The sequence below is a fragment of the Lentzea pudingi genome (assembly GCF_014646255.1).
Classification (GTDB): Bacteria; Actinomycetota; Actinomycetes; order Mycobacteriales; family Pseudonocardiaceae; genus Lentzea; species Lentzea pudingi.
In genome coordinates this window covers 165,960-192,056 of record NZ_BMNC01000014.1, presented here as the reverse complement: position 1 = coordinate 192,056, position 26,097 = coordinate 165,960, and the positions used below count along the sequence as shown (strand labels likewise).

The 26,097-nt window shown below is 67.6% G+C and carries 23 protein-coding genes; 13 read left to right on the top strand and 10 right to left on the bottom strand.

Annotation, left to right across the window (positions count from 1 at the left end; genetic code table 11):
• Positions 1-18: 18 nt before the first annotated feature.
• The 8 genes from pstC to IEY88_RS34655 all read left to right on the top strand — a co-directional run bounded on the left by pstC (position 19) and on the right by IEY88_RS34655 (position 7,608).
• Positions 19-1,083: a phosphate ABC transporter permease subunit PstC gene (pstC, locus tag IEY88_RS34690; RefSeq protein WP_189159117.1), complete on the top strand. Its 1,065-nt coding sequence runs from the start codon at positions 19-21 to the stop codon at positions 1,081-1,083.
• On the top strand, positions 1,080-1,994 hold the full coding sequence (pstA, locus tag IEY88_RS34685) for a phosphate ABC transporter permease PstA (protein WP_189159116.1): 915 nt from the start codon (positions 1,080-1,082) through the stop codon (positions 1,992-1,994). The genes pstC and pstA overlap by 4 nt, the downstream gene beginning before the upstream one ends.
• Positions 1,995-2,004: 10 nt before the next feature.
• Positions 2,005-2,781 carry a phosphate ABC transporter ATP-binding protein PstB gene (gene pstB / locus IEY88_RS34680; protein ID WP_189159115.1) on the top strand — a complete coding sequence of 259 codons (777 nt, stop codon included), beginning with the start codon at positions 2,005-2,007 and terminating at the stop codon, positions 2,779-2,781.
• A 346-nt stretch (positions 2,782-3,127) separates the two neighbouring features.
• Positions 3,128-3,490, top strand: a complete 363-nt coding sequence (locus tag IEY88_RS34675) for a hypothetical protein (protein ID WP_229694050.1) — start codon at positions 3,128-3,130, stop codon at positions 3,488-3,490.
• Between the two features lie 15 nt (positions 3,491-3,505).
• Complete coding sequence (locus tag IEY88_RS34670; protein ID WP_189159113.1) at positions 3,506-4,033, top strand: DUF3558 family protein; 528 nt, start codon at positions 3,506-3,508, stop codon at positions 4,031-4,033.
• A gap of 15 nt (positions 4,034-4,048) precedes the next feature.
• Entirely contained in the window at positions 4,049-5,596 is a 1,548-nt protein-coding gene (locus IEY88_RS34665) for a hypothetical protein (protein ID WP_189159112.1), read from the top strand.
• Complete coding sequence (locus IEY88_RS34660; protein WP_189159111.1) at positions 5,593-6,378, top strand: ESX secretion-associated protein EspG; 786 nt, start codon at positions 5,593-5,595, stop codon at positions 6,376-6,378. The genes IEY88_RS34665 and IEY88_RS34660 overlap by 4 nt, the downstream gene beginning before the upstream one ends.
• A gap of 69 nt (positions 6,379-6,447) precedes the next feature.
• On the top strand, positions 6,448-7,608 hold the full coding sequence (locus IEY88_RS34655) for a hypothetical protein (RefSeq protein ID WP_189159110.1): 1,161 nt from the start codon (positions 6,448-6,450) through the stop codon (positions 7,606-7,608).
• Between the two features lie 7 nt (positions 7,609-7,615).
• Here the strand turns inward: IEY88_RS34655 and phoU are convergent, their stop codons facing one another.
• The 6 genes from phoU to IEY88_RS34625 form a co-directional block, all read right to left on the bottom strand.
• Positions 7,616-8,281 (bottom strand): phosphate signaling complex protein PhoU, encoded by a 666-nt coding sequence (gene phoU, locus IEY88_RS34650; RefSeq protein ID WP_189159109.1) that lies wholly within the window; start codon positions 8,279-8,281, stop codon positions 7,616-7,618.
• Positions 8,282-8,353: 72 nt separating this feature from the next.
• Positions 8,354-11,461, bottom strand: a complete 3,108-nt coding sequence (locus IEY88_RS34645) for an LCP family protein (RefSeq protein WP_189159108.1) — start codon at positions 11,459-11,461, stop codon at positions 8,354-8,356.
• 298 nt (positions 11,462-11,759) lie between these two features.
• A complete protein-coding gene (locus IEY88_RS34640) occupies positions 11,760-12,608 on the bottom strand; it encodes a GGDEF domain-containing protein (RefSeq protein WP_189159107.1) in 849 nt (282 codons plus the stop codon).
• A gap of 141 nt (positions 12,609-12,749) precedes the next feature.
• Positions 12,750-13,202, bottom strand: coding sequence for a hypothetical protein (locus IEY88_RS34635; RefSeq protein WP_189159106.1), 453 nt, complete (start codon positions 13,200-13,202; stop codon positions 12,750-12,752).
• Positions 13,195-14,319 carry a tRNA dihydrouridine synthase DusB gene (dusB, locus tag IEY88_RS34630; RefSeq protein ID WP_229694049.1) on the bottom strand — a complete coding sequence of 375 codons (1,125 nt, stop codon included), beginning with the start codon at positions 14,317-14,319 and terminating at the stop codon, positions 13,195-13,197. The genes IEY88_RS34635 and dusB overlap by 8 nt, the downstream gene beginning before the upstream one ends.
• Positions 14,320-14,396: 77 nt before the next feature.
• Complete coding sequence (locus IEY88_RS34625) at positions 14,397-14,888, bottom strand: macro domain-containing protein (protein WP_189159105.1); 492 nt, start codon at positions 14,886-14,888, stop codon at positions 14,397-14,399.
• A gap of 123 nt (positions 14,889-15,011) precedes the next feature.
• On the opposite strand from IEY88_RS34625, the gene IEY88_RS34620 reads away from it, so the two are divergent.
• The gene (locus tag IEY88_RS34620) at positions 15,012-15,692 is read left to right on the top strand and encodes a DUF4241 domain-containing protein (RefSeq protein WP_189159104.1); all 681 of its coding nucleotides are present in this window, start codon (positions 15,012-15,014) and stop codon (positions 15,690-15,692) included.
• Positions 15,693-15,696: 4 nt separating this feature from the next.
• Here the strand turns inward: IEY88_RS34620 and IEY88_RS34615 are convergent, their stop codons facing one another.
• Complete coding sequence (locus IEY88_RS34615; protein ID WP_189159103.1) at positions 15,697-16,245, bottom strand: superoxide dismutase; 549 nt, start codon at positions 16,243-16,245, stop codon at positions 15,697-15,699.
• 77 nt (positions 16,246-16,322) lie between these two features.
• On the opposite strand from IEY88_RS34615, the gene IEY88_RS34610 reads away from it, so the two are divergent.
• Positions 16,323-16,805, top strand: coding sequence for a DUF6328 family protein (locus tag IEY88_RS34610; RefSeq protein ID WP_189159102.1), 483 nt, complete (start codon positions 16,323-16,325; stop codon positions 16,803-16,805).
• Here IEY88_RS34610 and IEY88_RS34605 read toward each other — a convergent pair.
• Positions 16,764-17,459 carry a hypothetical protein gene (locus tag IEY88_RS34605; RefSeq protein ID WP_189159101.1) on the bottom strand — a complete coding sequence of 232 codons (696 nt, stop codon included), beginning with the start codon at positions 17,457-17,459 and terminating at the stop codon, positions 16,764-16,766. The genes IEY88_RS34610 and IEY88_RS34605 overlap by 42 nt on opposite strands.
• A gap of 195 nt (positions 17,460-17,654) precedes the next feature.
• Here IEY88_RS34605 and IEY88_RS34600 point away from each other — a divergent pair, with 195 nt between their 5' ends.
• The gene (locus IEY88_RS34600) at positions 17,655-18,647 is read left to right on the top strand and encodes an IS481 family transposase (protein ID WP_189159100.1); all 993 of its coding nucleotides are present in this window, start codon (positions 17,655-17,657) and stop codon (positions 18,645-18,647) included.
• On the opposite strand, the gene IEY88_RS34595 is transcribed toward IEY88_RS34600, so the two are convergent.
• Entirely contained in the window at positions 18,644-19,696 is a 1,053-nt protein-coding gene (locus IEY88_RS34595) for a serine hydrolase domain-containing protein (RefSeq protein WP_189159099.1), read from the bottom strand. The two genes, IEY88_RS34600 and IEY88_RS34595, sit on opposite strands and share 4 nt — an antisense overlap.
• A 242-nt stretch (positions 19,697-19,938) precedes the next feature.
• On the opposite strand from IEY88_RS34595, the gene IEY88_RS34590 reads away from it, so the two are divergent.
• Complete coding sequence (locus IEY88_RS34590; RefSeq protein ID WP_229694048.1) at positions 19,939-21,330, top strand: DHA2 family efflux MFS transporter permease subunit; 1,392 nt, start codon at positions 19,939-19,941, stop codon at positions 21,328-21,330.
• A 33-nt stretch (positions 21,331-21,363) separates the two neighbouring features.
• Here IEY88_RS34590 and IEY88_RS34585 read toward each other — a convergent pair whose 3' ends face one another.
• Entirely contained in the window at positions 21,364-22,578 is a 1,215-nt protein-coding gene (locus tag IEY88_RS34585; protein WP_229694047.1) for a saccharopine dehydrogenase family protein, read from the bottom strand.
• A gap of 1,082 nt (positions 22,579-23,660) precedes the next feature.
• Here IEY88_RS34585 and IEY88_RS34580 point away from each other — a divergent pair.
• Positions 23,661-25,796 (top strand): hypothetical protein, encoded by a 2,136-nt coding sequence (locus IEY88_RS34580; RefSeq protein WP_189159097.1) that lies wholly within the window; start codon positions 23,661-23,663, stop codon positions 25,794-25,796.
• Positions 25,797-26,097: the final 301 nt, after the last annotated feature.

The following is a 26,097-nucleotide window of genomic DNA, read 5'->3' as shown; positions in this document are numbered from 1 at the left end:
TCGGCCAACGCTGACGCGATGAACGATCCCGTCGTGGCCAAGCGCCCCGCCCGCCCCGGTGACACCGGTGCGGAGCGGGGCGTCGCGGCTGCTCCCCACGCCTCGGAGGCTCCGATTCCCCCGACACCGGAAGCTCCAGTAACGACCAAGGCACCTCACGTCCGGCCTGGTGACCGCATCTTCCGCGGCCTGGCGACGGGGTCCGGTGTCTTCATCGTCGTCCTCATCGGCGCGATCGGCCTGTTCCTGATCCTGCAGGCCATCCCGTCGCTCGGACTGGACAACGTCAACTTCCTCACCAGCCGCGAGTGGAACACCACAGACCCCACGAACCTGCGGTTCGGCATCCTCGACCTGACGCTCGTCACGGTCGTCGTCGCACTGGTCGCCCTGCTGATCGCCATGCCGATCGCGCTGGGCATCGCGCTGTTCCTCACGCAGTACGCGCCGCGCAACCTCGCCCGGCCGTTCGCCTACGTCATCGACCTGCTGGCGGCCGTGCCGTCGATCGTCTTCGGCCTCTGGGGCCTGTTCGTGCTCGGCCCCGTGCTGTTCCCGCTCTCGGAGTGGCTGATCGGGAACCTCGGCTGGATCCCGATCTTCGCCAAGGGCAACGTGAACGTGCAGCTCGGCGGCACCATCTTCACCGCGGGCATCGTCGTCGCGGTGATGATCCTGCCGATCATCACGGCCGTCAGCCGCGAGGTCTTCGAGCGCACCCCCACGATGCACGTCGAGGGCGCCATCGCGCTCGGCGCGACCAAGTGGGAGGTCGTCCGCACGACGGTCCTGCCGTTCGGCAAGGCCGGTTACGTCAGCGCCTCGATGCTCGGCCTCGGCCGCGCGCTGGGTGAGACCATCGCCGTCGCGATCATCCTGAGCACCGCGACCGCCTCGTTCGGCTGGTCGCTCTTCGACGGTGGCTCGACGTTCGCGTCCAAGATCGCGCTGGCCGCGCCCGAGTTCAACGACGCGCGCTCGGCCGGTGCCTACATCGCCGCCGGTCTGGTGCTGTTCGTGCTGACCTTCGTCGTGAACGCCATCGCGCGCTCGATCGTCGCCGGCCACAAGGAGTACGAGTGAGCACCAACCTCGCGGACCCCCAGCGCCTCGCGACGCCCCCGACGTTCCAGAAGGTCAGCACCTCCCGCCAGATCAAGAACGGTCTCGCCACCGCACTCGTGTGGGGCGCGTTCCTGATCGCGATCATCCCGCTGGTGTGGGTGCTCTACACCGTGATCCAGCGCGGTTTCCCGGTCATCCTCGACGGTGACTGGTGGCAGAAGTCGATGTCCGGCCTGCTGTCCAAGCAGCAGGGCGGCGGCGCGTACCACGCGATCTACGGCACCCTGGTCCAGGGCCTGATCTGCGCGCTCATCTCCGTGCCGATCGGCATCATGACCGCGATCTACCTCGTCGAGTACGGCGGCCGCTCGAAGCTGGCGAAGGCCACGACGTTCATGGTCGACATCCTGACCGGCGTCCCGTCGATCGTCGCGGCGCTGTTCGTCTACACGGTGTGGATCACGACCTTCGGCCTCAGCCGCAGCGCGCTCGCCGTGTCGCTCGCCCTGGTGCTGCTGATGGTGCCGGTCATCGTGCGCACGACCGAGGAGATGCTCAAGATCGTCCCGGACGAGCTGCGCGAGGCCTCGTACGCGCTGGGCATCCCCAAGTGGAAGACGATCGCCAAGATCGTCATCCCGACCGCGCTGTCCGGCATCCTGACCGGCATCATGCTGGCCCTCGCCCGCGTCATGGGCGAGACCGCGCCGGTGCTGGTGCTCGCCGCGTACGCGCCGTTCATCAACTACAACCTGTTCGACGGCCCGATGGCCTCGCTGCCGTTGATGATGGTGAACGAGCGGAACAACCCGACGGCGGCGGGCTTCGACCGCATCTGGGGCGCGGCGATCACCCTCGTCGTCCTCATCACCCTGTTCAACCTCCTGGCGACCGTGATCTCGCGGGCGCTGGCGCCGAAGACGAAGTGAGCGGGCGGACATGGCCAAGCGACTCGACATCAAGGACCTGAACCTCTTCTACGGCAAGTTCCACGCCGTGGAGAACGTCTCGCTCGCGGTGCCGCCGAAGAACGTCACCGCGTTCATCGGCCCCTCGGGCTGCGGCAAGTCGACCGTGCTGCGTTCTTTGAACCGCATGCACGAGGTCGCCCCCGGCGCCCGCGTCGAGGGCAAGGTGCTGCTCGACGGCGAGGACATCTACACGTCCACTGTGGACCCGGTCGAGGTGCGCCGCACCATCGGCATGGTGTTCCAGCGCCCCAACCCGTTCCCCACGATGTCCATCCGCGACAACGTGGTGGCCGGCCTGCGGCTCTCGGGCGTGAAGGACAAGAAGAAGCTCGACGAGGTGGCGGAGCGCTCGTTGCGCGGCGCCAACCTCTGGAACGAGGTCAAGGACCGGCTCGACAAGCCGGGCGGCGGCCTCTCCGGTGGTCAGCAGCAGCGTCTGTGCATCGCGCGTGCCATCGCGGTGCAGCCCGACGTGCTGCTCATGGACGAGCCCTGCTCGGCCCTGGACCCGATCTCCACGCTGGCGATCGAGGACCTGATCACAGAGCTGAAGAAGGAGTACACGATCGTCATCGTGACTCACAACATGCAGCAGGCCGCGCGTGTGTCGGACCAGACCGCGTTCTTCAACCTGCTGGGTGTCGGTCAGCCGGGCCAGCTGATCGAGGTGGACGACACCGAGAAGATCTTCTCCAACCCCAGCCAGAAGGCGACCGAGGACTACATCTCCGGCCGCTTCGGCTGAGCCGCTGAGCGAAGCGCGATCAACCGGCCTGGGGCATACATGCCCCAGGCCGGTTTTCGTTTCTGCGGACTCGGACGGCATTCGAACCGGCAATCGCGACTTCGCCGAGCGGGCCGGTATTGGAGATGAATCCGGGCGAGTTCGAATTCGCGGCGGAGTGGTAAGGGACTGGTAGTCGCTATCGAGTGGACTTTCGCGATCGATGAAACCCACACCGGTACTCGTGTCGTCATATCCGGGACAGACCCCGCCAGATGGCGGTACGGTCCTGTCCGGGAGCGTGAGAGCACAGGGGGTAGTCGTGCGGCCAGCTGACGGCGCGTGGAGTCAGGCGTCGATGCAGTCGATGACCGAGAGCATGCGGGGCTTGAAGGACGCGGCCTCGTCGGGCGGGTTCAAGGTCAGTCGCGAAGGCACTCAGGCCTACATCGCCGCCATCCAACGAGCCTCGGACGACGTCAGCGCCATGGAGCAGGACCTCATGGAGGTCCGGCGAGAGACGAAGCTCGGCACCAGTCCGGATGGCCGGACGTTGAGCCGGTACAACCAGGAAGGTGCCATGGGTGGCGTGGGGACCACCGGCATTGTTCCGGCGATCGAGCAGCTGAGAGCAGCTCTCGACGACGCCTTGGCGGCGATGAAGACAATCCTTCAGACCTATGAGAACGTCGACAGTGGTAATGCGAACTCCATCCGAAACGTCCACTGAAGGCCATTGGTGATCATGAGTGTGAAGCTGCGTGTTGTCCTGCCGGTTGTCGTTCTCGGGTTCGCGCTCGCTGGTTGCTCGAGCAACGAGACCGGAAAAGCGACCGCCGTGAACACGCCGTCTACGACGTCCGGGAGCTCACCGACGTCGTCGTCCAGTGGCACCGGTCTCGCGGAGGTCGATCCGTGTTCGCTGCTGAAGTCGGCGGACGTGTCCAGGCTCAAGCTGACGACTGCGGAGAAACTGGACGAGAACAGCTGCCAGTGGCGTGCTGAAGACCGAACGCTCGTCAGGTTGAACACGTACCCGAAACTGGGCGTCAAGGACTACGAGCTGGGGCCGAACTCGGAGCCGTCTGACATCAAGCTGGGAACGCATGACGCCAAGCTCATCAAGAAGGCCCTCACCAACACTTCATGTGCGGTCGTCATCAAGCTGACCGACACGTCCAGCGTCGACGTGAACGCGACCGGGTCCAAGCTGGACGGGTCTTGTGCCGCGGCGCAGAGCATCGCCGAGGCGATCGAGCCCAATCTGCCGTAGTTCGGAGGGGGAGCCATGACGTATCCGAATGCGGCGACTGGTCCGCAGAGCGCGCCGCAGCCGAACAGCCAGGCGCGGCAGTCCACCTATGCGGGGGACCGCGAAGCCCAGCTGATGCGGGAGTGGGAAGAGGGGCAGAAGAACGACCCCGGCTTCTTCGGGCAGTTCGCCAGCATCGCCGACTACTTCAAGTACAAGGCGCAGGCGGACCAGTACCGCGAGGACCAGAACCGGGAGCTCCGGCAGCAGGTCGAGACGTACCGGCCGCCGATGAGCAGTGCGTGCTCGTACTACATGGGCTATCCGCACGACAAGCTCAAGGGCATGGTCACGGACAACATGGACCCCAGCACGGCGAACTCCCAGGGGGCCGCGTTCAACCGGATCGGCAACACGCTGGCCACCCTGCAGGCCGATCTGCAGAACGCGACCAAGGTCGCGGGCGACTCCTGGGACGGTGTGGCGGCGGGCAAGGCGCAGGGGTACTTCACCAGCGTTGCCGCGTGGTCGGGCAACGCGGCTCAGGCCGCGCAGCTCACCGGCAACCAGCTGTCCCAGCAGGAGCAGGCCGCGAGCCTGGCGAAGAACAGCATGCCGGAGCCGGTCCAGTACAGCACCAAGGACGCGTTGAGGGACTTCTTCTCCGCTCCTCCCTGGAACGTGGCCGACACGGTCGACAAGATCCAGGAGAAGTTCGACCAGAAGCAGCAGGCCCACGAGGAAGCCGCTCAGGTCATGTCGACCATGTCGAGCAGCTTCCAGCAGTCGAGTGCCACGATGCCCGCGTTCGCGCCGCCGCCCACCGTGGCGGACAGCGGTGGTCCCACGCCCCCGCCCACGCCTCCGCCGACGCCTCCACCCCCGCCGACGCCCCCGCCCGTCGGCCCTCCCCCGAACCGGCCGTTCACCCCGCCCGGCGGCCCCACCCCGCCGAGCGGAGTGGGACAGGGCAGCGGCAACGGCTCGACGAACCTGTCGCAGGTCGGTCCTGGTGGGCCGTACACGCCGGGAGGACCAGGAGGTCCAGGAGGACCGGGCGGCCCGAACGGCCCGAACAACCCCAACGGCCCCGGCGGCACAGGGATCCCCATCGGGCCGAACGGTCCGGTCCGCCCCGGCCTGCCCGGACGAACCGGCCCCGGGCTCTCCGGTCAGCAGGGTCCCGGAGGCGGCCGTCAGGGTGGTGCCGGCGGCGGTGGCGCTGGTGCCGGTGGTGCTGGTGCTGGTGCCGGTGGCGGTCGTGCGGGCGGTGGCCCTGGCGGGTCCGGCGCCGGCGGGCCCGGCGCCTTCGGCGGAGCAGCGGCGGCCAAGGCGGGCTTCGGGCCTGGCGGTTCCGCCGGCGTCATGGGCAACCAGCAGGGAAGCTTCGGTCCCTCCGGCGCGGGTGCCGCGGGACGTGGCGGCCCCGCCGGCGCGGGTGGCATGGGCGGCGGCATGGGTGGCGGCGCCGGCAAGGGGCAGGGCGACGAGGACCTGGAGCTTAAGGCTCCGTCCTACCTCGTCGAGGCGGACGACGTCTTCGGTGACAACACGATGGTCGCGCCCCCGGTGATCGGCGGGTGACGGTGTACTCGTTCTCGCTGTCCCACGCGGCTGCCGACATCCTGTGGGAAGACCTCAGGCTCGGCAGTCGCCCGTACCCCTTCGACTTCCCCTACTTCGGGCAGTCCGACGACGAACGCCGCAGCATCCGCAACGCGGTCTACAACGAACTGGGCAACCGCGGCCTGGCACATCGGGGCCGGGTCGCGGCGGAGGTCGAGGAAGCGCTGACCCTGCTGGTCCGCTTCGAGTTCGGGGTCAACGCCATCGCGATGTTCGACCCCGACCGCGACGAGCAGTTGCTCGCCAGAGGCGGGGCGGCCGGTGAACAGGCCGCGCTCGCGGTGCTGGACGACCGCATGATGAAGGTCGACCTGATCCGCGCGCCGCAGCTCATCCGGTCCGTTGTGGACCTGGTGCCGAACGAGCGGCCAGGCCCGGGACAGTCGTTGAGCGTTCCGCGGCCGGAGAAGCAACAACCGAAGCGTGAACAGGATTATCAAGCTTCTTCCTACCTGAGCAGCGTGCGCACCCAGTCACCCGCCGAATCGCAGACCAGGGCGTTGCAAGCGGTCGCCGAACGTCCTCGCCTGAGGGTCGGGCAGTTCGGTGTCGTGGCGAAGAACCGCGACGGACGGGAACTCCGCGCGCCGCAGGTCGCGTGGTTCGACACGGACCAAGGTCGTTACCTGACGCAGAAGAGGAAGGGTTCCGACGGCCAGGACTGGTTGGTCCAGGCTCCAGCCGACAACGCCCGCATCGCCGCCCAGCTCGCGACCGAGCTCAGCACCCTGAGGGGCTGACGATCTCGGCCGAGGACCACACCTCCGGCCGGTTCGGCCAAATCCGCGGGGTGGACTAAGTTGCTGCGGGTGAGCCCGCAAAGCAAGCCCCGCAAGAAGAAGCAAGGCAAGGCGCCCGGCCGCAAGCCCGAGCAGCAGTCCCCGTACGGGGCGCTGCTCGAGTCGGCGGCCGCGGTGCGTTCGGAGTCCTGGTTGCTCGCGGACGCCTGGGCGAGCGAGCTCTACGCGACGCTCTGGCTCGCCGGATCCGGCACCGCGCCGTTGATCGAGGCGCTGCAGGAGATGGACGACCCCGCGGCGCTCACCGCGTTGCGCGCGCTGTCCGGCGTGGGCTCCGAGGAGAACCGGGCCGCCTCGGCCGCCGCCGCCGATGTCGTCGCGGCACGCGGTGTCGCCGAGCCCACGTGGTTCGTCGCCGGCACCGTCCCGGACTTCCGCGACGCCTTCCTCGTCACGAACCTGCTGGGCGACGTCGAGGTCGTCGCGATCACCCAGGAACGCGCGGGCGTCGGCGAGACCGTGCTGTTCATGCGCCAGCCGGTGCTCGGGGCCACCGCGATCGAGCTGTTCTCGACGCCGGACGAGGGCACCGTCGCGTTGCTGCAGGACATGATCGCCTCCACGCCCGACGCGTTCCGCGACGAGATCACCGCCCTGAGCGCCAGCGACGTCTACGACCGCGTGTGGCCGGACGTCCAGCAGTTCTGGGCGGACGGGCCGGACGAGGAGGCCGAGGAGGGCCTCATGGGCGAGGAGGACGTGCGGCACCCCGTGCAGCTGATCGCACTCGCCGACGCCCGCGTGAGCGCGCTGGTGCCCGGCGAGTACGAGATCCCCACGATCAGTCCGGAAAGGACGGACGAGGTCGTCGAGGCGTTCCTGGCGTCGGATCACGGGATCGCCGACGTCGAGGCCGCGCGGGCGTTCGCACGGATCGTCGCTTCCTCTGCGGTGGAACAGAACCGCGACCCCGTCGTCTACGGACCGGCGTCGCTGACCGCCGTGCTGATCCTCGACGTGGCCGCGAAGCTGCACGTGTCCGACGCGGATCTGGCGCTGCTGCCCGAGATCGTGCGGGCGTGGGCGTACTTCACCGTCGACGCGCGGGACCTGCCGCGCGACGAGGCGCGGGCGACGTGGGACGAAGAACTGCCCACCGTGCTCGCCGAGTTCTCCGAGGCCTACGCCGATCCGGAGCTGGTGGCAGAGCGCGATGGGCAGTTTCGCTGAATAGGGACTACAGGTTCTCGTCGCCACCGTAGCCGGGCATCCGGCCGGTGACGACGAAGACCGTGCGCTTGGCGACCGACACGGCGTGGTCGCCGTAGCGCTCGTAGAAGCGGCCGAGCAGCGTCACGTCGACCGCGGCGGCGACGCCGTGCTGCCACTCCTTGTCCATGATCACGGAGAACAGATGGCGGTGGATGTCGTCCATCGCGTCGTCCTCGTCCTCGAGGGCACGCGCGCGGTCGACGTCCTTGTTGCGGATGATCTCCGCGGCCTCGGTCGCGAGCTTGACCGCGATCTGGCCCATCTCGCTGAAGTACGGCTGGACGTCCTCGGGCAGCGCCGACGCCGGGTGCCGGCGGCGCGCGGCCTTGGCCACGTGCAGCGCCAGGTCGCCCATGCGCTCGACGCTCTCGGCGGCGTGGATCACCGCGAGCACGGTGCGGAGGTCGGTCGCGACCGGTGCCTGCAACGCGAGCAGCGCGTACGACTGCTCCTCGATGCTGGAGCGGACGTCGTCGACCTTCTGGTCGCCGCTGATGACCCGCTCGGCCAGACCGAGGTCCGCCTGCAGCAGGGCTGCGGTCGCGTTCTGCATCGCCTCGGCGACCATGCCCGTCATGTCGGCAAGCTGGTCGGCGAGCTGTTCAAGCTGGTCGTGGTAGGCCTCGCGCATGGCGCTCAGCCTACGTCCCGACCATCGCGGCAGCGACATGCCAGGATGAACCCGAGGTGAACCCCAGGCGAATCACTTCGCCGCGCAGGGATCTTGTGCCGCGTTCACAATGGACAGATCGGTACCGGGCTGACCTTGCGGTTGTCCCTGCGGGGTGCCCTGCTGGCCCCCCGCCTTCGGTGCCTGGATCTTCTCGTCGAAGTTCTTGCCGATCACCAACTGGACCGCGCCGCCCATGTCGGCCGACTCGACCAGTTCCGCCTGGGGCACCGCGGCCTTGAGCGTCGCGGCCTTGTTCTCGTTGCCCTTGGCGTACTTGATGATCGTCTTCGGCGCCTGCTCGGGTGCGTTGTCCCGCTTGACGACCTTGAAGCCGTGCTGCTGCAGCTCGTTCGACGTCCTGGCGACGGCGCCGCCGTTCGTCGAGTCGCCGTTGAGCACCTGGATGCTGACTTCCTTGGGATCGACCAGGGTGCCGGGCTGCTGGACGGGAGCGTTGGCGTCACCGGGCTTCGGGTCGGCGGTCTTCTCCTGCGGCAGCGGCGTTCCGTCGATGATCGTCTGGAACAGCGCCTTGATGTCGTCGTCCTTGAGGCGCTCGATGTTGTCGTCGTTCGACTTCGTCGGGCCCTCGTCGGTCCAGTGCGGCATCGTCACGAACGAGACGCGGCCCGCTTCGAGGCTCTGCAACGAGTTCGCGAGCTCCAGCAGCGAGGCGACGTCGATGTTGTCGCCGACCGTGGACTTCGTGAGCGCGTTGATGAAGTTGTTGAGCTTGGTCGGGCTCAGCAGCACCTCGTTGGACAGCGCCTGCCGCAGCATCGCGGACAGGAAACCCTGCTGCCGCTTGATGCGGTCGAAGTCCGTGCCGCTGTCGCCCTGCGCTTGGACCTTGCGGGCGCGGACGTACGACAGCGCCTGGTCGCCCTTCAGGACGTGCTTGCCCGCCTTGTCGATCACGACACCGAGCTCGTCGTCGACGATCTTCGTGGGCGTGCAGATCTCCACGCCGCCGATCGCCGTCGACATCTCGCGGAAGCCGTTGAAGTCGATGCTGACGAAGTGGTTGATCTTCAGGCCGGACATCTGGGTCATCATGTTGGCCAAGCACTCGGGCCCGCCGTCGTTGTAGACGGAGTTCGCCATGACGCCCTGTGCCGGCGCCAACGGGCCCGCGTACTGCGCGTTGTCCGGGTTGTAGGTGCGGCAGGCGGGACGGTCGACGCGCACGTCGCGCGGCAACGACACGATGACCATGCGCTTACGGTCCTTGGGGATGTGCGCGAGCATGATCACGTCCGACCGCGCGCCACCCTCCTGCGCCTGGGTGCCGACGTTGTCGCCCGCCTTCGCGCCCGCCCTGGTGTCCGAGCCGACGAGGAGGAAGTTCTCGTCACCGAGCTGCTTCTCGGCCTGCTGCACGGCCTGCGAGTTGCCGCCGAGCGCGTCGATCTTCTGGATCTTGGAGTCGGCCCACTGCATCGCACCCCAGCCGATGCCCGTCGACGTGAACACGACGGCGGCGGCGGCGATCGCGCCGATCCGCGCTGTGCGCATCAACTTGCGCTGCTGGGGCGTGCGGCCGGTGGGGCGCTGCTCGCCGTCCTCCTCGCTGACAGCGACGGGTTCGGCGTACTGGGTCGCTTCGTCGACCAGATCGTCGTCGTCGCCTTCTTTGACCCACGGCATGAGCTTCGCGCGCCGTTCCTTGCGCTGGCGCTCCTGCTCGAGCAGTTCGTCGTGCACCGCGGAGAACCGCGCGAGGGTGTGGTCGACCTCGCGGCGCTTCTTCACGTCGTCGCCGATCGCCTCCATCTCGGTGGTGAGGCACAGCGGGTCCATCTCTTCGCGCTTCTCGACCTTGGCCACACCCGCCGCCGGAGCGATCTGGGTGGCTTCCGGGCCGGGCGCGTCGGCCCTGGGCTCGTCCGCGGGCTCGTTGAGCCTGTTCGCGAGACCACCGGGGATCGGACGCGGACCGCTCGACTCCGCCCTGGGGGGCATCGGCCGGGGTCCGCTCGACTCCGCCCGCGACGGCATCGGCTGCCTGCCCGTCACGTCCCCGTTCGGGGGCATGGGGCGGCGGCCGGCGATTTCCGGCCCCTCGCCGGGGACCGGAGGACGCGGAATGCTGGTGGCGGACGGTGCGTCGCCTGGCAGGAGGCGACGAGGCGCACCGGCTGCGGGGCCTTCCGGCGTCCCTCCTGGTGCGGGGGGACGCTGGAGGCCGCCCGGCTCGCCGGGGACCGGCGGGCGCGGGATGCCGCTCGACGACGGAGCGTCGCCCGGCAGGAGCCTGCGCGGCGGTGCCGCCTCGGGTGCCGGTCGGCGGACCGTGCCGTTCGGCAGACCCGCCTCGGGCACCGCACCCGGTACGGGACGTCGCGGGACGCCGTTCGAGGACGGCGCGTCACCCGGAGGCATCCGCCGCGGGTCACCGGGAGCCGGTGGCCTGGGCATGCCGTTCGAGGTGGCGTCACCGGGAACGGGCGGGCGCTTCGGACCGGGCTGCGAGACGTCACCGGGAGCCGGTGGGCGCTTCGGACCGGCCTGCGAGACGTCACCGGGGACCGGCGGGCGCGGGATGCCGTTCTGCGGCGGGGTGCCGTTCGGGGGAGCAGGGCGCCGGACCACGCCGTTCGGTTGTCCTGGCTGCTCGCCGGGAACCGGACGGCGCTGCATGCCGGTCGCGTCGGGCCTCGGGCGCTGGCCGGTCTGCTCACCGGGAACCCGGTAGGCGCCGCTCTGCTCGGGGTTCTGCGCCGGGGGCTGGACAGGCCTCGGCCGCGGTCCGGTGTTCTCACCGGGTGCGGGCCTCGGGCGCTGGCCGGTCTGCTGGGCACCGTTCGGCTCGGCGGGGGCGTCGTTCCTGCGCCGCCTGCCCGCCGGGTCGCCGGTGAAGTTCTGCGGGGCGGCCTGCTCCGGCCGCGGGCGCGTGCCCGTCTGCTCACCAGGCCGGTGAGCTGCGGGCGGCTGCTGCCGCGGTGCCGCAGGAGGCTGCTGCTGGTGGACCGGGGGATCAGGCAGTGCACGCCTGCCGGTGGCCGCCGGTGGGTCGGGCAGGGCACGCCTGCCTGTAGTGGGTTCCTCTGGCAAGCCTGGCGGGACGGGTCGGGGGATGTTCGTCCTGCTGTGCTGCTCGATGAGGTCCGAGACGCTCAGGCCCCCAGAGCCTTCCATCGAGCGACGTCTGCGGCCGGTCGGCTGGTCGTGCTGGGGATCCTGATCACCACGGGAAGAGGGGCCGCCACGTCGGGGGTCGTCGGGCACCCAATCTCCCTTCTGGGTCAGAAGCAAAAGCGGTTCGTCATTACGAAGTGACGACGACCGGGACACAAGGGTTGCATCACCGGCGTGTCAGTTGCGCCCGCGATACTACGGATGTAGGCGAGATCTGACGACCACTCCGGGTGATACAGCTGCGATCTGTACGCGATTACGAGTAGGACGCTTGCCCTGAACGGGTGAGCCAGGTCACTCAGTAGTAACCGAGAACACGTGTTTCGGTGATCGCACGCCTGCCCGAGGCAGCTCCTGCGAGGCGAACCCGTCCGTCGGCACGGTACGCCACCGCGTTGCGTCCCGACTGCTTGGCCGTGTAGAGGAGGCTGTCGGCGCGCAGCAGCTGCTGCTCGGCGCTGACCGCCGGGCGTTCCGGCGCCTCACCCGCGGCGGGCTCGTAGGCGAGGCCCGCGCTGACGGTCACGCGGAGCCCCGGCGCGATGTCCCCCCACGGGTGACGCTCGACACGTTCGCGGGCCGCCTCGGCCACGTCCACGGCGCTGGAGGCGTCCACGCGGGGCAGCACGAGCACGAACTCCTCGCCGCCGTAGCGGGCGCAGAAGGCGCCCTCCGGCAGGCCCTGCTGCAGCAGTTCGACCACGCGTTGCAGCACCCGGTCGCCGAGGAGGTGGCCGAAGGTGTCGTTGACCTGCTTGAACCAGTCCAGGTCGATCAGGGCGATGGCGAGCCCGTGCCGGCATGCCCCGTGCTCGGTCAGCAGGTCCATCAGCCGTTGGTCGAGATAACGGCGGTTGTAGGAGTCGGTGAGGCTGTCGCGCAGGCTCTGCTCGCGGGCCTCGGCGTGCTCCCGGCGCAGCAGTTCGACCTCGCGGCGCAGCTGTTCCGGAACGTGGGGCTCCTCGTCCTGGTCCGCCTGGACGAGGTCGAGCGCGGAACGCAGGTGCTGGTACGCCTGGCGCCACTGGCCGCGGGAGGCGAGCAACGTCGCGATGGACTCGTGCAGTCCCACCAGGCCGGGACCCTGCTTGTCGACTGGGGCGTCGGCCTGCTGGGTCTCTGCGGTCTCGGGTCGCAGCGCGGTCATCGCGGTCACCTCCTTACCTGCCAGGTGTCGTCCCCGGAGAGGCGGCGCTTGAGCTAGAGGGACGCGTCAGGGCGGGATTTCCCCCGTCCGGTTGACCGTCAACTGCTCCGATCCAGTGAGCTTGGAAGATCAACAACCCGTTCAGCCACCGAGGCAGGGCGCGAACCCGTACACCTCGTCGTCCAGGAGCACGACGTGCATCGACCCGATCTGGCTGCCGATCGTCTGGTCCTGCTGGCGCAACGTGATCGTGACGGCGACGACGTAGACGTCACCGCGGGGATGGGCCTTCTCACCGGGGGGCGCCCAGTCGGCGTCCATGCGCAGCGTCGCCCACGTCGGCTCGACCTTGATCGTCGCGCCACGCAGGTCGCACGTCTTCTGCCGGAAGTCCGGGTGCTGCGTGTCCTTGAGCAGCTTCGCCTGCTGCGTGGCGCTCTCGTCCCCCGCCTTGTTGACGCGGGCGTAGTAGTCCTTGAACTTGGCGCGGTCGCCGTCGCTGAGCCGCACCGGCCGTGCCGTGCCCGCGACCGGGCCGCCGCAGCCCGCGAGGAGCGCGAGCACGGCGAAGAGGACCGCGATTCGTCTAGCCACCGGAGTGCATCACGTCCGCGCCGGACGGCACGGTGGCGTCCTCGGGGTCGTCCAGCCAGCCCTCGGGCAGCACGACCTTCGCCGACGAACCCTGCCTGCCGCGCGGCCCCTCGGCGTTCTCGGGGAACGGCACGCTCCCGTCGAGCGTGCCGATGAGGTCGTCCAGCTCCTGCAGGCTCGACACCATCGCGAACGCCCTGCGCGTGTCCCCGCCCACCGGGAAGCCGTGCCAGTACCAGGCCATGTGCTTGCGCAGGTCACGCAGCCCCTTGTGCTCGCCGTCGTGCGCCGCGAGCAGCTGGGCGTGCCGGCGCAGGACCTCGGCGACCTCACCGAGGTTCGGCCCCTCGGGAACCGGCTCACCGCGGAACGCCGCCTGCAGGTCGCGGAAGAGCCACGGCCGGCCGAGGCAGCCACGCCCGACGACCACGCCGTCGCACCCGGTCTCGGCGACCATGTCGAGCGCGTCCTGGGCACTGAAGATGTCGCCGTTGCCCAGCACCGGAATGCTGGTCACGGCCTCCTTGAGCCGGGCGATGGCCGTCCAGTCCGCCTTGCCGGAGTACCGCTGCGACGCCGTGCGCGCATGCAGTGCCACGGCCTGTGCGCCTTCATCGGCTGCGATGCGTCCGGCGTCGAGGTACGTCAGGTGGTCGTCGTCGATGCCGATGCGGAACTTGACGGTGACCGGCATGTCCCCGGCGTTGCGGACTGCGGCTCGCACGATCTGCCGGAACAGCTCGCGCTTGTACGGCAGCGCGGCGCCACCACCCTTGCGCGTCACCTTGGGCACCGGGCAGCCGAAGTTCATGTCCATGTGGTCGGCGAGGTTCTCGTCCACGATCATCTTCGTGGCCTCGCCGACGTTCTTCGGATCGACGCCGTAGAGCTGCATCGACCGGGGGCTCTCGCCCTCGTCGAACGTGATCATGTGCATGGTCATCGCGTCGCGCTCGACCAGAGCCCGCGCCGTGATCATCTCGCAGACGTAGAGCCCGGCCCCGTACTGACGGCACAGCTGCCGGAACGCCACGTTGGTGATGCCGGCCATGGGGGCCAGCACAACGGGCGGGTCGACGGCGAACGGGCCGATCTTCAGCGTGGAGGGAACGGACACGCCCTTCAGGTTACGGCACTGACCTGCCGTGATCTTCACCGAGAGTGATCGCGATGGCCTCACCGTCGAGACCTCGGTCACACGCTCCGGGTGAGGACCTCGTACGTCTCCTGGTCGAACGCCACCAGCCTGGACATGTCGATGATCGGCAGCGACCGGATCGACTGGACCGCGATCCGCGCGGCCCGTTCGGCGGGGAAGCCGTAGATCCCGGTCGCGATGGCCGGGAACGCGATGCTTCGCGCGCCGAGCTCCCCCGCCAGCCGCAACGACTCGACGTAGCAGCTCGTCAGCACCTCGTCCTCGCCGTGCTCGCCGCCCTCCCAGACCGGTCCGACGGTGTGGATCACGTGCTTGACCGGCGCGAGGCCGAACGCGGGCGTGGCGACGGCCTTGCCCGGCTCGCACGGCGCGAGCCTCGCCCCGGCCTCCGCGAGCCGCGGCCCGGCCGCGCGGTGGACCGCCCCGTCGACCCCGCCGCCACCGAGCAGCGACTCGTTCGCCGCCGTGACGACGATGTCGACTTCCTGTCGGGTGATGTCGCCCAGCACGACCTCGATCGTCCCCATGCTGACCAGCGTGGCAGCGGATTCGTTGCGGCAACTGGGGTCTTCACTCTCGGCGAACACCCCCGGTGCCCCGATCGGGTGTCAGGGGCTTCTGCCAACATGCAGTCGGAGGTGGCCAAGCTCATGGGGGCGGTTGCACTGATCAGGTCCGGGTTCGAGCGGTTCTTCGTCGACGGGCCGGTGGGCACGTCGACAGGTGGCGGCGAACAGCAGGTCATCACCGTCGAAGAGGTGGGTGAGCTGGCCCTGCCGACGGGCAGGCTCGTGGCGGCGGACCCGTTCGTCGTGTGGCCGGAGGACGCCGAGGCGTTCACCGACGCCGTCGAGCCGGGCAAGTACCCGGTCTCGGTCTCGCTGGTCTCCTACATCGACGGTGACGGTGTCCCCGACGAGCGGCAGGGCTACCGGGTCGCGGCCGCCAGGGTGACGATCAGCGACGAGCCCGCGTACTCGTGGAGGCCCGCGGTGATGCCGGGTGAGCACGTGCCGATGCTGCCGGTGATGCCGGAGTTCGGGTACGACGTGAAGTCGAGCACCGGCGCGTTCTTCGACCTCGCCGCCGCTTCGGTGCTCGACCGCCTGGTCAGCGACGACGAACTGGGCAACTGCGACCTGATCGACGCGCTCGGCGCGGTGGGCGGCGGCCGTGGCCCGGCCAACGTGACCGACCCCCGGTCCGGGCTGAACGTCGTGGCGTTCTCGACGGGCTGGGGCGACGGCGTCTACCCGACGTGGGTCGGCCGCAACACCGCGGGCGACCCCGTCGCGTTCGTGACTGATTTTTTCGTCATCAACAAGGTCTGAAGGCTTAGAAGGCGACGTTCACGCACGCCAGTCGTGGCCCGGCGGTGCCCGCCTCGCCGGGCCCGGTGTGCGTGTGTTCGTCGTGCAGCACCACGGACTGCGCCCGGCGTTCGGTGAACTGCCAGTCCACAGTGGACTCGGCCAGTGCGAATCCGTTGCCGTCGGTGTGCACGTCGAGCCAGACCTCGTTGCGGGGATTGGCGTAGGCCGGGTCGACGGACGGCTGCACGGGGTCGGCGACGTTCTGGAAGTGCGGCCCCGAGTCGGCCGGCGCCGCGCCGCACTTCTTCACGTGGACGTGCGCTCCGTAGGCCCGGTTCGGCAGCAACCCCTCGAGCGCCAACAGCACTGTGGTGCCGCCGCTGATCGTCGGCGCTCCGAGCACGGTGACCTTCGCGTTGGCCGGCACCTTCGCCGCGTCGTACGTCACGGCCTTCGCGGCCGGGCTGTAGCTCTCGAACTTCGCGGACGTGTGAGCCACGTGCGCGGGTTCGGCTTGAGCGGTTCCGGTGAACACGAGCGTGGCGGCGATCGCTGCCGCAATGGTCCTCATGGACCTCTTGCTTAGTGCCAATGACCCAGTTTCGCCATTTGGCGTTTCAACCGGTCAAACGCGGGTATGCGTTGATGATGAGCGAAGCTGAGGAGTCCGACCAGCGCAGACTCGCCCGCAACATCAACGAGCTGCTCCAGGAACTGCGCGTGGCCCAGGCCGGCGTGCAGATCCTGTTCGGATTCCTGCTCTCCATCGCGTTCACCGAGAAGTACGCCTCGGTCAGCGGCTACATCCGCATCACGCACCTCGTCACGGTGTTGTGCGCGGCGGTGTCGGTCGCCTTCCTCACCGCTCCCGCCGCGTGGCACCGCGTCCTGTTCCGCCAGGGCCGCCGCGAGGACGTGGTCCGGCACGGCAACACGTTCGCCCTGGTCGGCCTCGCCTTCTTGGCCCTCGCGATGACCGGCACCGTGCTCCTGCTCGCCGAGATGGTCCTGGGCGGCTGGCCCGCCGTGGTGGTCGGGGCGCTGGCGTTCGCCGTCTTCACCGGCCTCTGGTTCGTGCTCCCGTTCGCCTCATCCCAGCGTGCTCAGCACCGCGAGCGCGCCGAGTCCTAACGCGACAGGCACTGCCGTCAGCAAGTTCTTCCTCGTAGGCCGCCGCTGCGCTCTCACCGCCCGGATTCCCAACGGCACCAAGGCAATGCACAGACCGACGGTGCCGACGATCGACAACATCTCGGTGCCCTTCAGGACGCCGAGCGGCAGCAGTCCCATGGTCGCCAGCGCCACCGCCCGGACCTTGCCGAGCACCTCGCCGCGGTACGCCCCGATCGCCAGCACGTACCAGCCGAACATGATCGTGAAGGACAGGAAGCTGAACAGGTGCAGGTCGCCGTACCCGCGCGCCACCAGTTCGGTGGCCTGTGTGACGCCCAAGTGCCTGGAGGCGCTGAACGCCGCCTGGTCGACGCCGGCGTGGAAGGTCCGCGCGAACAACCCGACGGTCACCAGCACCCCGCCCCAGGCCGCCCACCCGGGACTTCGGACGCCGATCCGTTGCGCCAGGTACGCGACCGCCGCCCACATCACGACGTTGCCCGCCAGGAACGCCGTGTAAGCCGCCTGCACCAGCCCCGGATGCTCGGCCGCGGCCTTCAGCTGGTCGGGGAAGAAGAAGTGGAACGGCGACCGCAACAACGTGCCCGCCAGCAACAGCACCGGCCCGGCGATCAGCGCCGCGCCACCAACCCACCCGTTCGGAAACCTCATGGTCGTAGACGCTCTCACCGGCGTGACGGGATGTGATCGGCCTGCGGTCCGACCTCCCTCTCGGCCCGTGGTCCTAGATGTACTGACCACTGAGGTTGCGAACGGTTCGACACGTAGTCGGATGATCTTGGAATGAGGGAGGGCCTCCGGGTTCGGTGTGGATTGCGACGTCTACACCGACCGACGGAGGCCCTCGTGACCCACGCTAACGCACCGCTGACTCCGGTGGGCAGGCTGCGCCTGGCCCGGTGTGTCGTGGACGAGGGCTGGCCGCTGCGGCGGGCCGCGGAACGGTTCCAGGTCTCGGTCAGCACCGCGAAACGATGGACCGACCGCTACCGGGCCGAGGGGGAACCGGGCATGGTCGATCGCTCGTCGCGTCCGCACACGAGCCCGGGCCGCACCCCGACCCGGACAGAACGTCGGATCATCAAGGTCCGCCTGGCGCGGCGGTGGGGGCCGGCGCGGATCGCGTTCCTGCTGCGGCTGGTGCCCTCGACGGTGCACCGGGTGCTGACCCGGTTCGGCCTGGCCCGCCTGACATATCTCGACCGGGCCACGGCGCGGCCGGTGCGCCGCTACGAACGCGCGGCGCCCGGCGAGCTGGTGCACGTCGACATCAAGAAGCTCGGCAACATTCCCGACGGCGGCGGGCACCGGGTCACCGACCGTCAGGCCGGCAAGCGTCACCGCACCCGCACACCGGGAAAGAAGCTCGACCGCTACGGCGGCAGTCACGTCGGCTACAGCTACCTGCACAACGCCGTGGACGACCACTCCCGGCTCGCCTACAGCGAGATCCTGCCCGACGAGAAGAAGGAGACCGCGGCCGCGTTCTGGCAGCGAGCCCAGATCTTCTTCGCCACCAACGGCATCACCGTCGAGCGGGTCCTGACCGACAACGGCGCGTGCTACAAATCCCGGCTCTGGCACGACACACTCACCGCCGCCGGCATCACCCACAAACGCACCCGCCCCTACCGGCCACAGACCAACGGCAAGGTCGAACGCTTCAACCGCACACTGCTCGACGAATGGGCCTACGCCCGCCCCTACCGATCCGAGACCGAACGACGAGCCGAGCTACCGCGATGGCTGCACACCTACAATCACCACCGCGGCCACACCGCACTCGCAGGCCTACCACCCGCCAGCCGCGTTCCCAACCTCTCAGGTCAGTACACCTAGACCCGGTAGGCCACCGACCCGTTGTGCAGGAACCGCGCTCGTCCTTCCTCGTCCTCGCCTACCAGCGAGAACACCTGATGGCCGCCGTTCGTGGGCTCGACGGTGATGACTGAGCTGTCGCCGTGCCGCACGACCTCGACCCTCTTCTGCTGGCCGAGATCCGTACGCGGCTGATAGATCAGGGCCTCTTCCTCCAGGGTGATGTCGTACCACTGATTGCGGTAGGTGCCGCACATCCGGGCCGCGTCGATCGACCCGGGGTTCTCCGCGGGTGTGGGCGGCGCTTCCGTCGTGACGTCTTTCAACAGCCCGGTGAAGACCTCGTACGCGAGCATTTCGCTGTTTGCGCAGTCGGTCAGCACGGCCACCGCGGTGCCGGATTCCGGAACGACGCGCAAATAAGCTTTGTGCCCCTTCGCAACCCCGGTGTGGCCGACCACGCCGTCCCGGTAGAGCATCCACCCGAGCCCCCACCCGACGACCCCGCCGCCGAAGTCGGGAACGTTTTCGACCTGGACCTCCCGCAACACCGCGAGCTTCGGGTCGTCGAGGTGCAGCCTCACGAACTCGAGCAGCTCCCGCGCGTTCATGGCGATGTCCGACGCACCGGGCGCCGTGCCGTGACCGACCCCGGTGACCACGGACCGCAACCCGAGCGGCTCGACCAGCCGTTCGTGCAGCACGTCGTCGAACGGCCGACCGCCCACCGCTTCCACCAGCCGTGCAAGCACCGCGAACCCGCTGTTGGAGTACGAGAGGACCGTGCCTGGCGGAACGACCTGGTCCTCCGTCGAGAGCGCGATGCCGCCCATGTGCGTGAGGAGATGACGAGCGGTGAGCGCCGGGCCGCACGTGGGCAGATGCCGGCGAACCGGCTGGTCGAGGTCCAGCACCCCTTCGTCCACGAGCTGCTGCACGAGCGTCGCCGTCCAGAGCTTGGTGATCGACCCGACACGGAACACCTCGTCCGTGGTCTTCCCCTGGATCTCCCCGTCCGCGAGGAAGGCCACCTGGACACCCGGCACGTCGTACTGCGCGATCAACCCCATGCCGAAAACTTAGAGAGCTCGGTGTCGATTCCCGGTCTGCCCGTTCGACGCACAGGTAGACGAAAAACCCGGATGAGACCACCGCGACGATGAGGGAGACTCGGGCGTACCGATGAGTTCCTTCGACGCTGCAGGTCTTCCCCGGTGTCACGAAGAACCTGATGCCAGCAACCGAGTGAGGGCCTGACATGCCTGCTGCGATCCAAGACCGACCCACCGCACAAGCGGGCAAAACACCGCTGGTGGTGCGCCTTCTGGTGCTGGCGACGTTCGTCGTGATCCTCAACGAGACCCTGATGATCAACGCGATTCCACGCCTGATGGAGTCGATGCACGTGACCGAACAGGCCGCCCAGTGGGTCTCGACGGCCTTCATGCTCACCATGGCAGCAGTGATCCCGGTCACCGGCTGGTTCCTGCAGCGAGTGACCACCCGCCAGGGCTACGCGATCGCCATGGGCGTCTTCCTGGCCGGCACCGCCCTCTCCGCGGCAGCGCCGACGTTCACGATCCTGCTCTTGGGCCGCATCGTGCAGGCCGCCGGCACCGCGGTGATGATGCCGCTCCTGATGACCACGCTCATGACCGTCGTCCCGGAACAGGACCGCGGCCGAGTGATGGGCAACGTGACCCTGGCGATCTCGGTGGCCCCGGCCATGGGCCCGGCCATCTCGGGCCTGATCCTGCAACTTGGCTCCTGGCGCCTGCTCTTCGTGGCGGTCCTCCCGATCGCGGGCGCGGTGACGTACTTCGGCCTCCGCCACCTCGACAACATCGGCGAACCGAAGGTCAGCACCCTCGACTGGGCCTCAGCCGCCATGGCGACCCTGGGCTTCGGCGGCCTGGTCTACGGCCTGAGCCTCTTCGGCGAAGGCCACTCCAACCTGGGTCCGAGCATCGGCATCGTCGTGGCGGGCGCAGCCACCATCGCGTTCTTCGTGCTCCGCCAACTCAAACTGCAGCGCACCGGCGCCCCGCTGATGGACCTCCGAACCCTCACCCACCGCACCTTCGCGCTGGCGCTGGCCCTCATGTGCATCGCGTTCCTCGCCATGATGGGCTCGATGATCCTGCTGCCCCTCTACCTGCAGAACCTGCGAGGCCTCACCCCGTTGCAGACGGGCCTGCTCCTCATGCCGGGCGGCCTCGCCATGGGCCTGCTCGGCCCCACCGTGGGCCGGATCTACGACCGCCTGGGCAGCCGCCCACTGGTCCTCCCCGGTTCCGTGGGCATCGTGCTGTCCCTGGCCGGCTTCACCCAGGTCTCGATGACCATGCCGTACTGGCAGGTCCTGGCCCTGCACGCGTTGCTGATGGTGAGCCTGGCCGCGACCTTCACACCGATCTTCACCCTGGGCATGGGCGCGCTGCCGTCGGACATGTACCCGCACGGCAGCTCGATCCTCGGCACGTTGCAGCAGGTGGCGGCAGCTTTGGGCACCGCCCTGGTCGTGACCGTGATGTCGGCCCGATCCAGCTCTCTCGTGGCCGACGGCGCGGCCGCCGCCTCGGCGCAGTTGAGCGGGATGAAGGTGGCGTTCGTGATCGCCACCGTGCTGGCGGTGGGGACGATCGTGGCCGCGGCGCTGCTGCCCAACCGCGCTACTTCGTCTGGTGACGCGATGGTGCACTGACCCGGTGTGTTCGCCTGCACCGACCGACGCGAATCAGACGGCCACGACGTCGTAGCGGTGGCCGGCGACACGGAGGCGGTCGATCAGGGGCCGACCCATGGCCGTCGCTGGTGTGAGCGAGCCGGACCGCTGCGGGAGGTCGTCCAGGGCCAGGCAGAGGGCGCTCTGCCCGAGCATGACGGCCGTGGCCGCGTAGCCGGGATCGCCCGGCCCGGCGACCGTGGCCCGGTAACGGCGCCCCGAACTGGTGGTGGCGTGCAGCACCGAGCGGAACCAGCCCTTCGCGCGGGTCTGTTCGCTGGGCCCGGTGCCAGGCGCGGGCAGCACCCGGTCGAGCAGGCCGCGGACGGGCTTGACCGACATCGCGCCGACCAGCCCGACCAGTCCACCGGTGATGCCGGCCGCGGCGAGCGCTCCGGTAACGCCCGACCCGGTGCCCATGACCTCGCCGTAGCGCAACGCCGGTCCGTAGGCCCAGTCGAGCAGGGCGTTGCTGCGCCGCACGATGCGCGTGTTGAACGGCGCCATGACGAACGGCGCATGCCACGAGCCATCGGCGGCGCGTGAGGGTATCCCCGCGTCACGGGGCTGGCCCGGCGTCGGCTCGGCGGTGCGGTCGGGGCTGAGCGCGTGAGGGTCCGCGGCGACGCGCCGCAGACCTGGGTTGCTCTCGTAGGCCTCGATCTGAGCCCGCAGCGAGTCGATCGTGCCGCCGCTGAACCCGCCCCTGACCGTGGCCACCAGCCGCACATCGGTGAGCTGGCCGGCGCCGTCGGCCTCGGCCCGCTCGTGCAGCATCAACGTGCCCAAGTCGGACGGGATCGAGTCGTACCCGCAGGCGTGCACGATCCGGGCGCCGGACTCCAGGGCCAGTTCGTGCACGGCGTCGATCGCGGCGCGGACGAACAGCACCTCACCGGTCAGGTCCGCATAGTGCGTGCCGGCACGCGCGCAAGCCTCGACGACCGGCAACCCGTAGCGCGCGTACGGGCCGACAGTGGTGGCCAGCACCCGCGTCGACGCGGCGAGCGCGGCCAGCCCGGCCGGGTCCCGCGAGTCGGCGACGATCAGCGGCCACCCCCGTGCCGCGGGAGGCAGCCCGGCCCGGGTGGCGGCCAGCTTGTCCGCCGACCGCCCGGCCAGGGCGATCCGCACGCCCGCAGGGGCGTACCGGGCCAGGTGTTCGGCAGTCAGCGCCCCGACGAACCCGGTGACGCCGAAGAGGACGACGTCATGCTCACGATCCATAACCGCCAGCATGCCCCCAGAACCCGGCGGCTGCGCTGGTCGGTGGACGACGGGCGTCCGGGAGCGGTGCGGGACGAGGTCGTGGCTCCCGGACGCCCACGCTTGGCCGTCGATGACTCAAGACACCTACCTGGCCCGGAAGGTGGTTGACCGGAAGGCCGTTGACGCGCTGGAGGGGCGCTCGACGGGATTTGAGCAGGGCGAACCGGGAGATGCCGGAAGTTGAGAATTGGGGAGTAGGCGCATCAAAGGTGTGTCAGCGATCTTGCAAAGCGAAACCCCCAGGGCTGTGACCTGGGGGTTTGGTGGGCCGCCAGGGACTCGAACCCTGAACCCGAAGAGTAAGAGCCTTCGCTTGGCGTTGTTCGCCGATCTTCCTCGATAGTGCTCACTACCTGCGCGGATGCCGTCTTGATCTGAGCACTGTGGACAGTCGCTTCTCGACGCTTACCATCGTTTTGTGAGGGTTAAGTGTGGGTTGATCTTGGTCTTCTGGACCCGCCCACACCCCTGCCATCATCCCGACACTGAGCCTCGAACGCGGCCGGTGGCGTTGGGTCAAGGTACTCGTTCCAGCCTTGACGCGGCGTCGCCGGCCGTTGTCATGCTCGTGGCGTCGGGTGGCTCGGCGTGGTGCTCGTTGGGGCTTCCCGCGGCTTCGCCTGTGGGCCTGATCGGTGGCAAGGCGGCGCAGCCGTCGCGGCAGTCGAGCGCCGTGCACAGCCGGCCTGGGTGACTGTGCTGGCGCTCGTAGGGAGCTGGGGACGAATCAAGCTCGGATCAGGTGGGCCGTCAGCTGGCGCCTGATGTCCGGCGCGCAGCGCCGCCCGGCCGACCGGCGCAGCGAAGCGGATGCCGGGAGTGCCGGGATGGATGCTGGTGCAGCGCCAGACCGCACGCGCCGCCAGCGGCGGCGCCTTGATCCTGTAGAGCGAATTTCGGCAACGGTTCGGCTACGTCAGTAATGAAGCTCGGTCTGCTTACGAATGAGCGGGCATGACTGCGGAGCTGTCAACTGCTTAGCCTCGACGTGGTGATCGTTCCGTCAGTCGTTGGGCCGTCCAAGCGAATGAGGGAGTGCAGTGAAGAGTCTGAGCGATTTGATGGAGAAACTTGTAAGAATTGAGAAGCCGGTCGAGAAGACTGATCCAACTGTGACAGCGCTAAACGTCTCTCCCTCGGAGCCTGAAGGCTACGTTTGGCCTGGACTTAGAGATGTAAATACCGCAGATAGAGCGCGCGTCGTACTGATCGAGGCCGCAGGAGCCGTAGGAAAGACAGCGGCAGCAACGGCTTTGGCAAGTGCGCTCAATTGGCCTCTGGTTGATGCGGCCAAGGCTCAGGTCGGTTCTTACTCACTCTCTGGGCTTATTCACGATGCGCTGGGGTTCGAGTCAAACTTCCTCAGCGAGGTGGCCATTGGTAGAGCTGGCGTGATTGTCGATGCGCTAGACGAGGCGCATCTGAAGGCCGGTACGACCAACTTCTATGCGTTCTTGGAGAACGTGCGACGCCTTGCCGACGGCGCTGCGGAATCTCCATCGCCCAACGTGATACTTTTCTCCAGGCCTGATACTGCTGAGCTCGTGCGGACCTTCTTTGCTGAAAGCGGAGCACCGCTTTCATCTGTAGCCATTGCGTTCTTTGATCATTCGCAGGCGTGCGGCTTTGTCATCTCCTATATTGCAAATCAGGATCGACTCTTTCCGGATCGAGATTATGGGCACGCCCTCAGGAATATGGAAGCGCTTAACGACCTTCGCGATCTCAGAATGAAGGAGATTGCTTCAGCTCTGCTGACGGCAGAGGTGGATGATTTGAAGGAGCGTTGGCTGGAGGTCCAGTCTTTTCTCGGCTATGCGCCGGTCTTGTCGGTCCTGGGCGAATATATCGCGGTACGCAATCCAAAGGCGGAGCAAAGTGTGTCAATCGGCAGTAAGCTCACGGCTCGTAATGTTCTGCTGAAGATTGTTTCGAACCTCTTGGAACGTGAGCACGGAAAGTTTCAAGTTCAGGTCAACAAGAAGCTGCTTTCCATGGTTTCCCCGCACGAAGAGTGGCGAGACTCTGAAAGCGCGTACAACCCGAGTGAGCAAAGCATTCGACTGGTTTCTCGCAGGCTGGGTCTAGCCCTGGCCATCAGTCTGCCGGCATCCTTGCCTCCGTCGATCCGCGAGCCATATGAGAAGGATGCGGTGCAGTTTATTGCCGATCATCCCTTCATTGCTGGAAAGGGTGCGGTGAATGTCGTATTCGACGATTATATCAAAGCCAAGGCTGCTGTCGACATCGGATGTATGACTTCGCTGAAGCCAAACTCTCGTGAGAGCGTCAAGACTGTGGGTCCGTTCTTCTACCAGTTCGTCTACGAGTTTACGCGCGGTGAAGATGACAGCGATCCAGTCGCTCTTGAAGAGAGCCTCGTCCCTCTGATCCTGAGTTCACATGCAAAATCGATGGCCGGAATGTCGCCAAACTCGTTCGCCTACTTCCAATCTGGAGAAGATGCGGCGCTGATGTTGGCAGGGCACAACTCGGTGCGAAGAAGTATGATTACGTTCGATGTCGTGGGTCTCACTGGAGTACTTCCATTGATTGACCGCGTGTCGAGGGGTATCGTCATTACCGACGGCGGAATAGTCATGGGTGCGACTGGTGAAAGCTTCATGCTCGGCCCTGAAGTAATGCTGGTTTGTAATGAACTTGAAGTTGTGGCGGACATCATTTCTGTGGATCCCACCAGTAGGGGTGAAAAGCAGCCGCCGTCGCGAATTAGAGCCTCGAAAATAACGGTGCCTAATGGCAAAATGAGTATCGAGGCCCCTCGTCCGGGATCTTTTGAGGTCGTTGGTGATCACTCGTGGCCGACCCTTCGTAAGTACCTTAAAGAGCCCGTCAAGGGAATGTACTTTATTGAGCAAGGTCGATATGTCGATCTGCGTGCGATTCTTCGAGTTTTTCAGCAGGGTTTGGGGCACGCCCCCAGTGTTTTCGCTGAGAAGCTTGATCAGGGAATCGTTAAGAACAATCCTGACAGGATCGCGTTCCTTGGAAAGCTGCAGGAGCTGAAGATTGTCGGCAAGAGTGGTGCATATTACTACCTGGACACTGATGTGCTCTCGAAGTATGGTGTCGGTTTCTCTGATATTGTCCAGGGCGAACCTACAGTGAACGTGATGAAGTTTATCGGCCTTCTCTTGGGTGAAGACGCACATTGACGATCCTGTAGCGTGACGTCATGAATGTGTATAGCCTGGGTGCATGCTAAGTCGCTGGATGCATGAGCTTGGGTTGAATCTGTTGCCTGGCGCGTTGCCGAGAAGGTGGGCGCATGTGCAGGGGGTGGCCAAGCGGACTTGGGCTGCGCAGTCGATTATCACGGCCGAAGAATTCGACCTCGTGGAAGCGGCGGCATTTGCTCATGATCTCGGTTACGCGCCAGGTGTTAACAGGACTGGTTTTCACGCGCTAGATGGGGCGGTCTACCTGAGTGGTATTGGGGCACCGTCTAGGCTATGC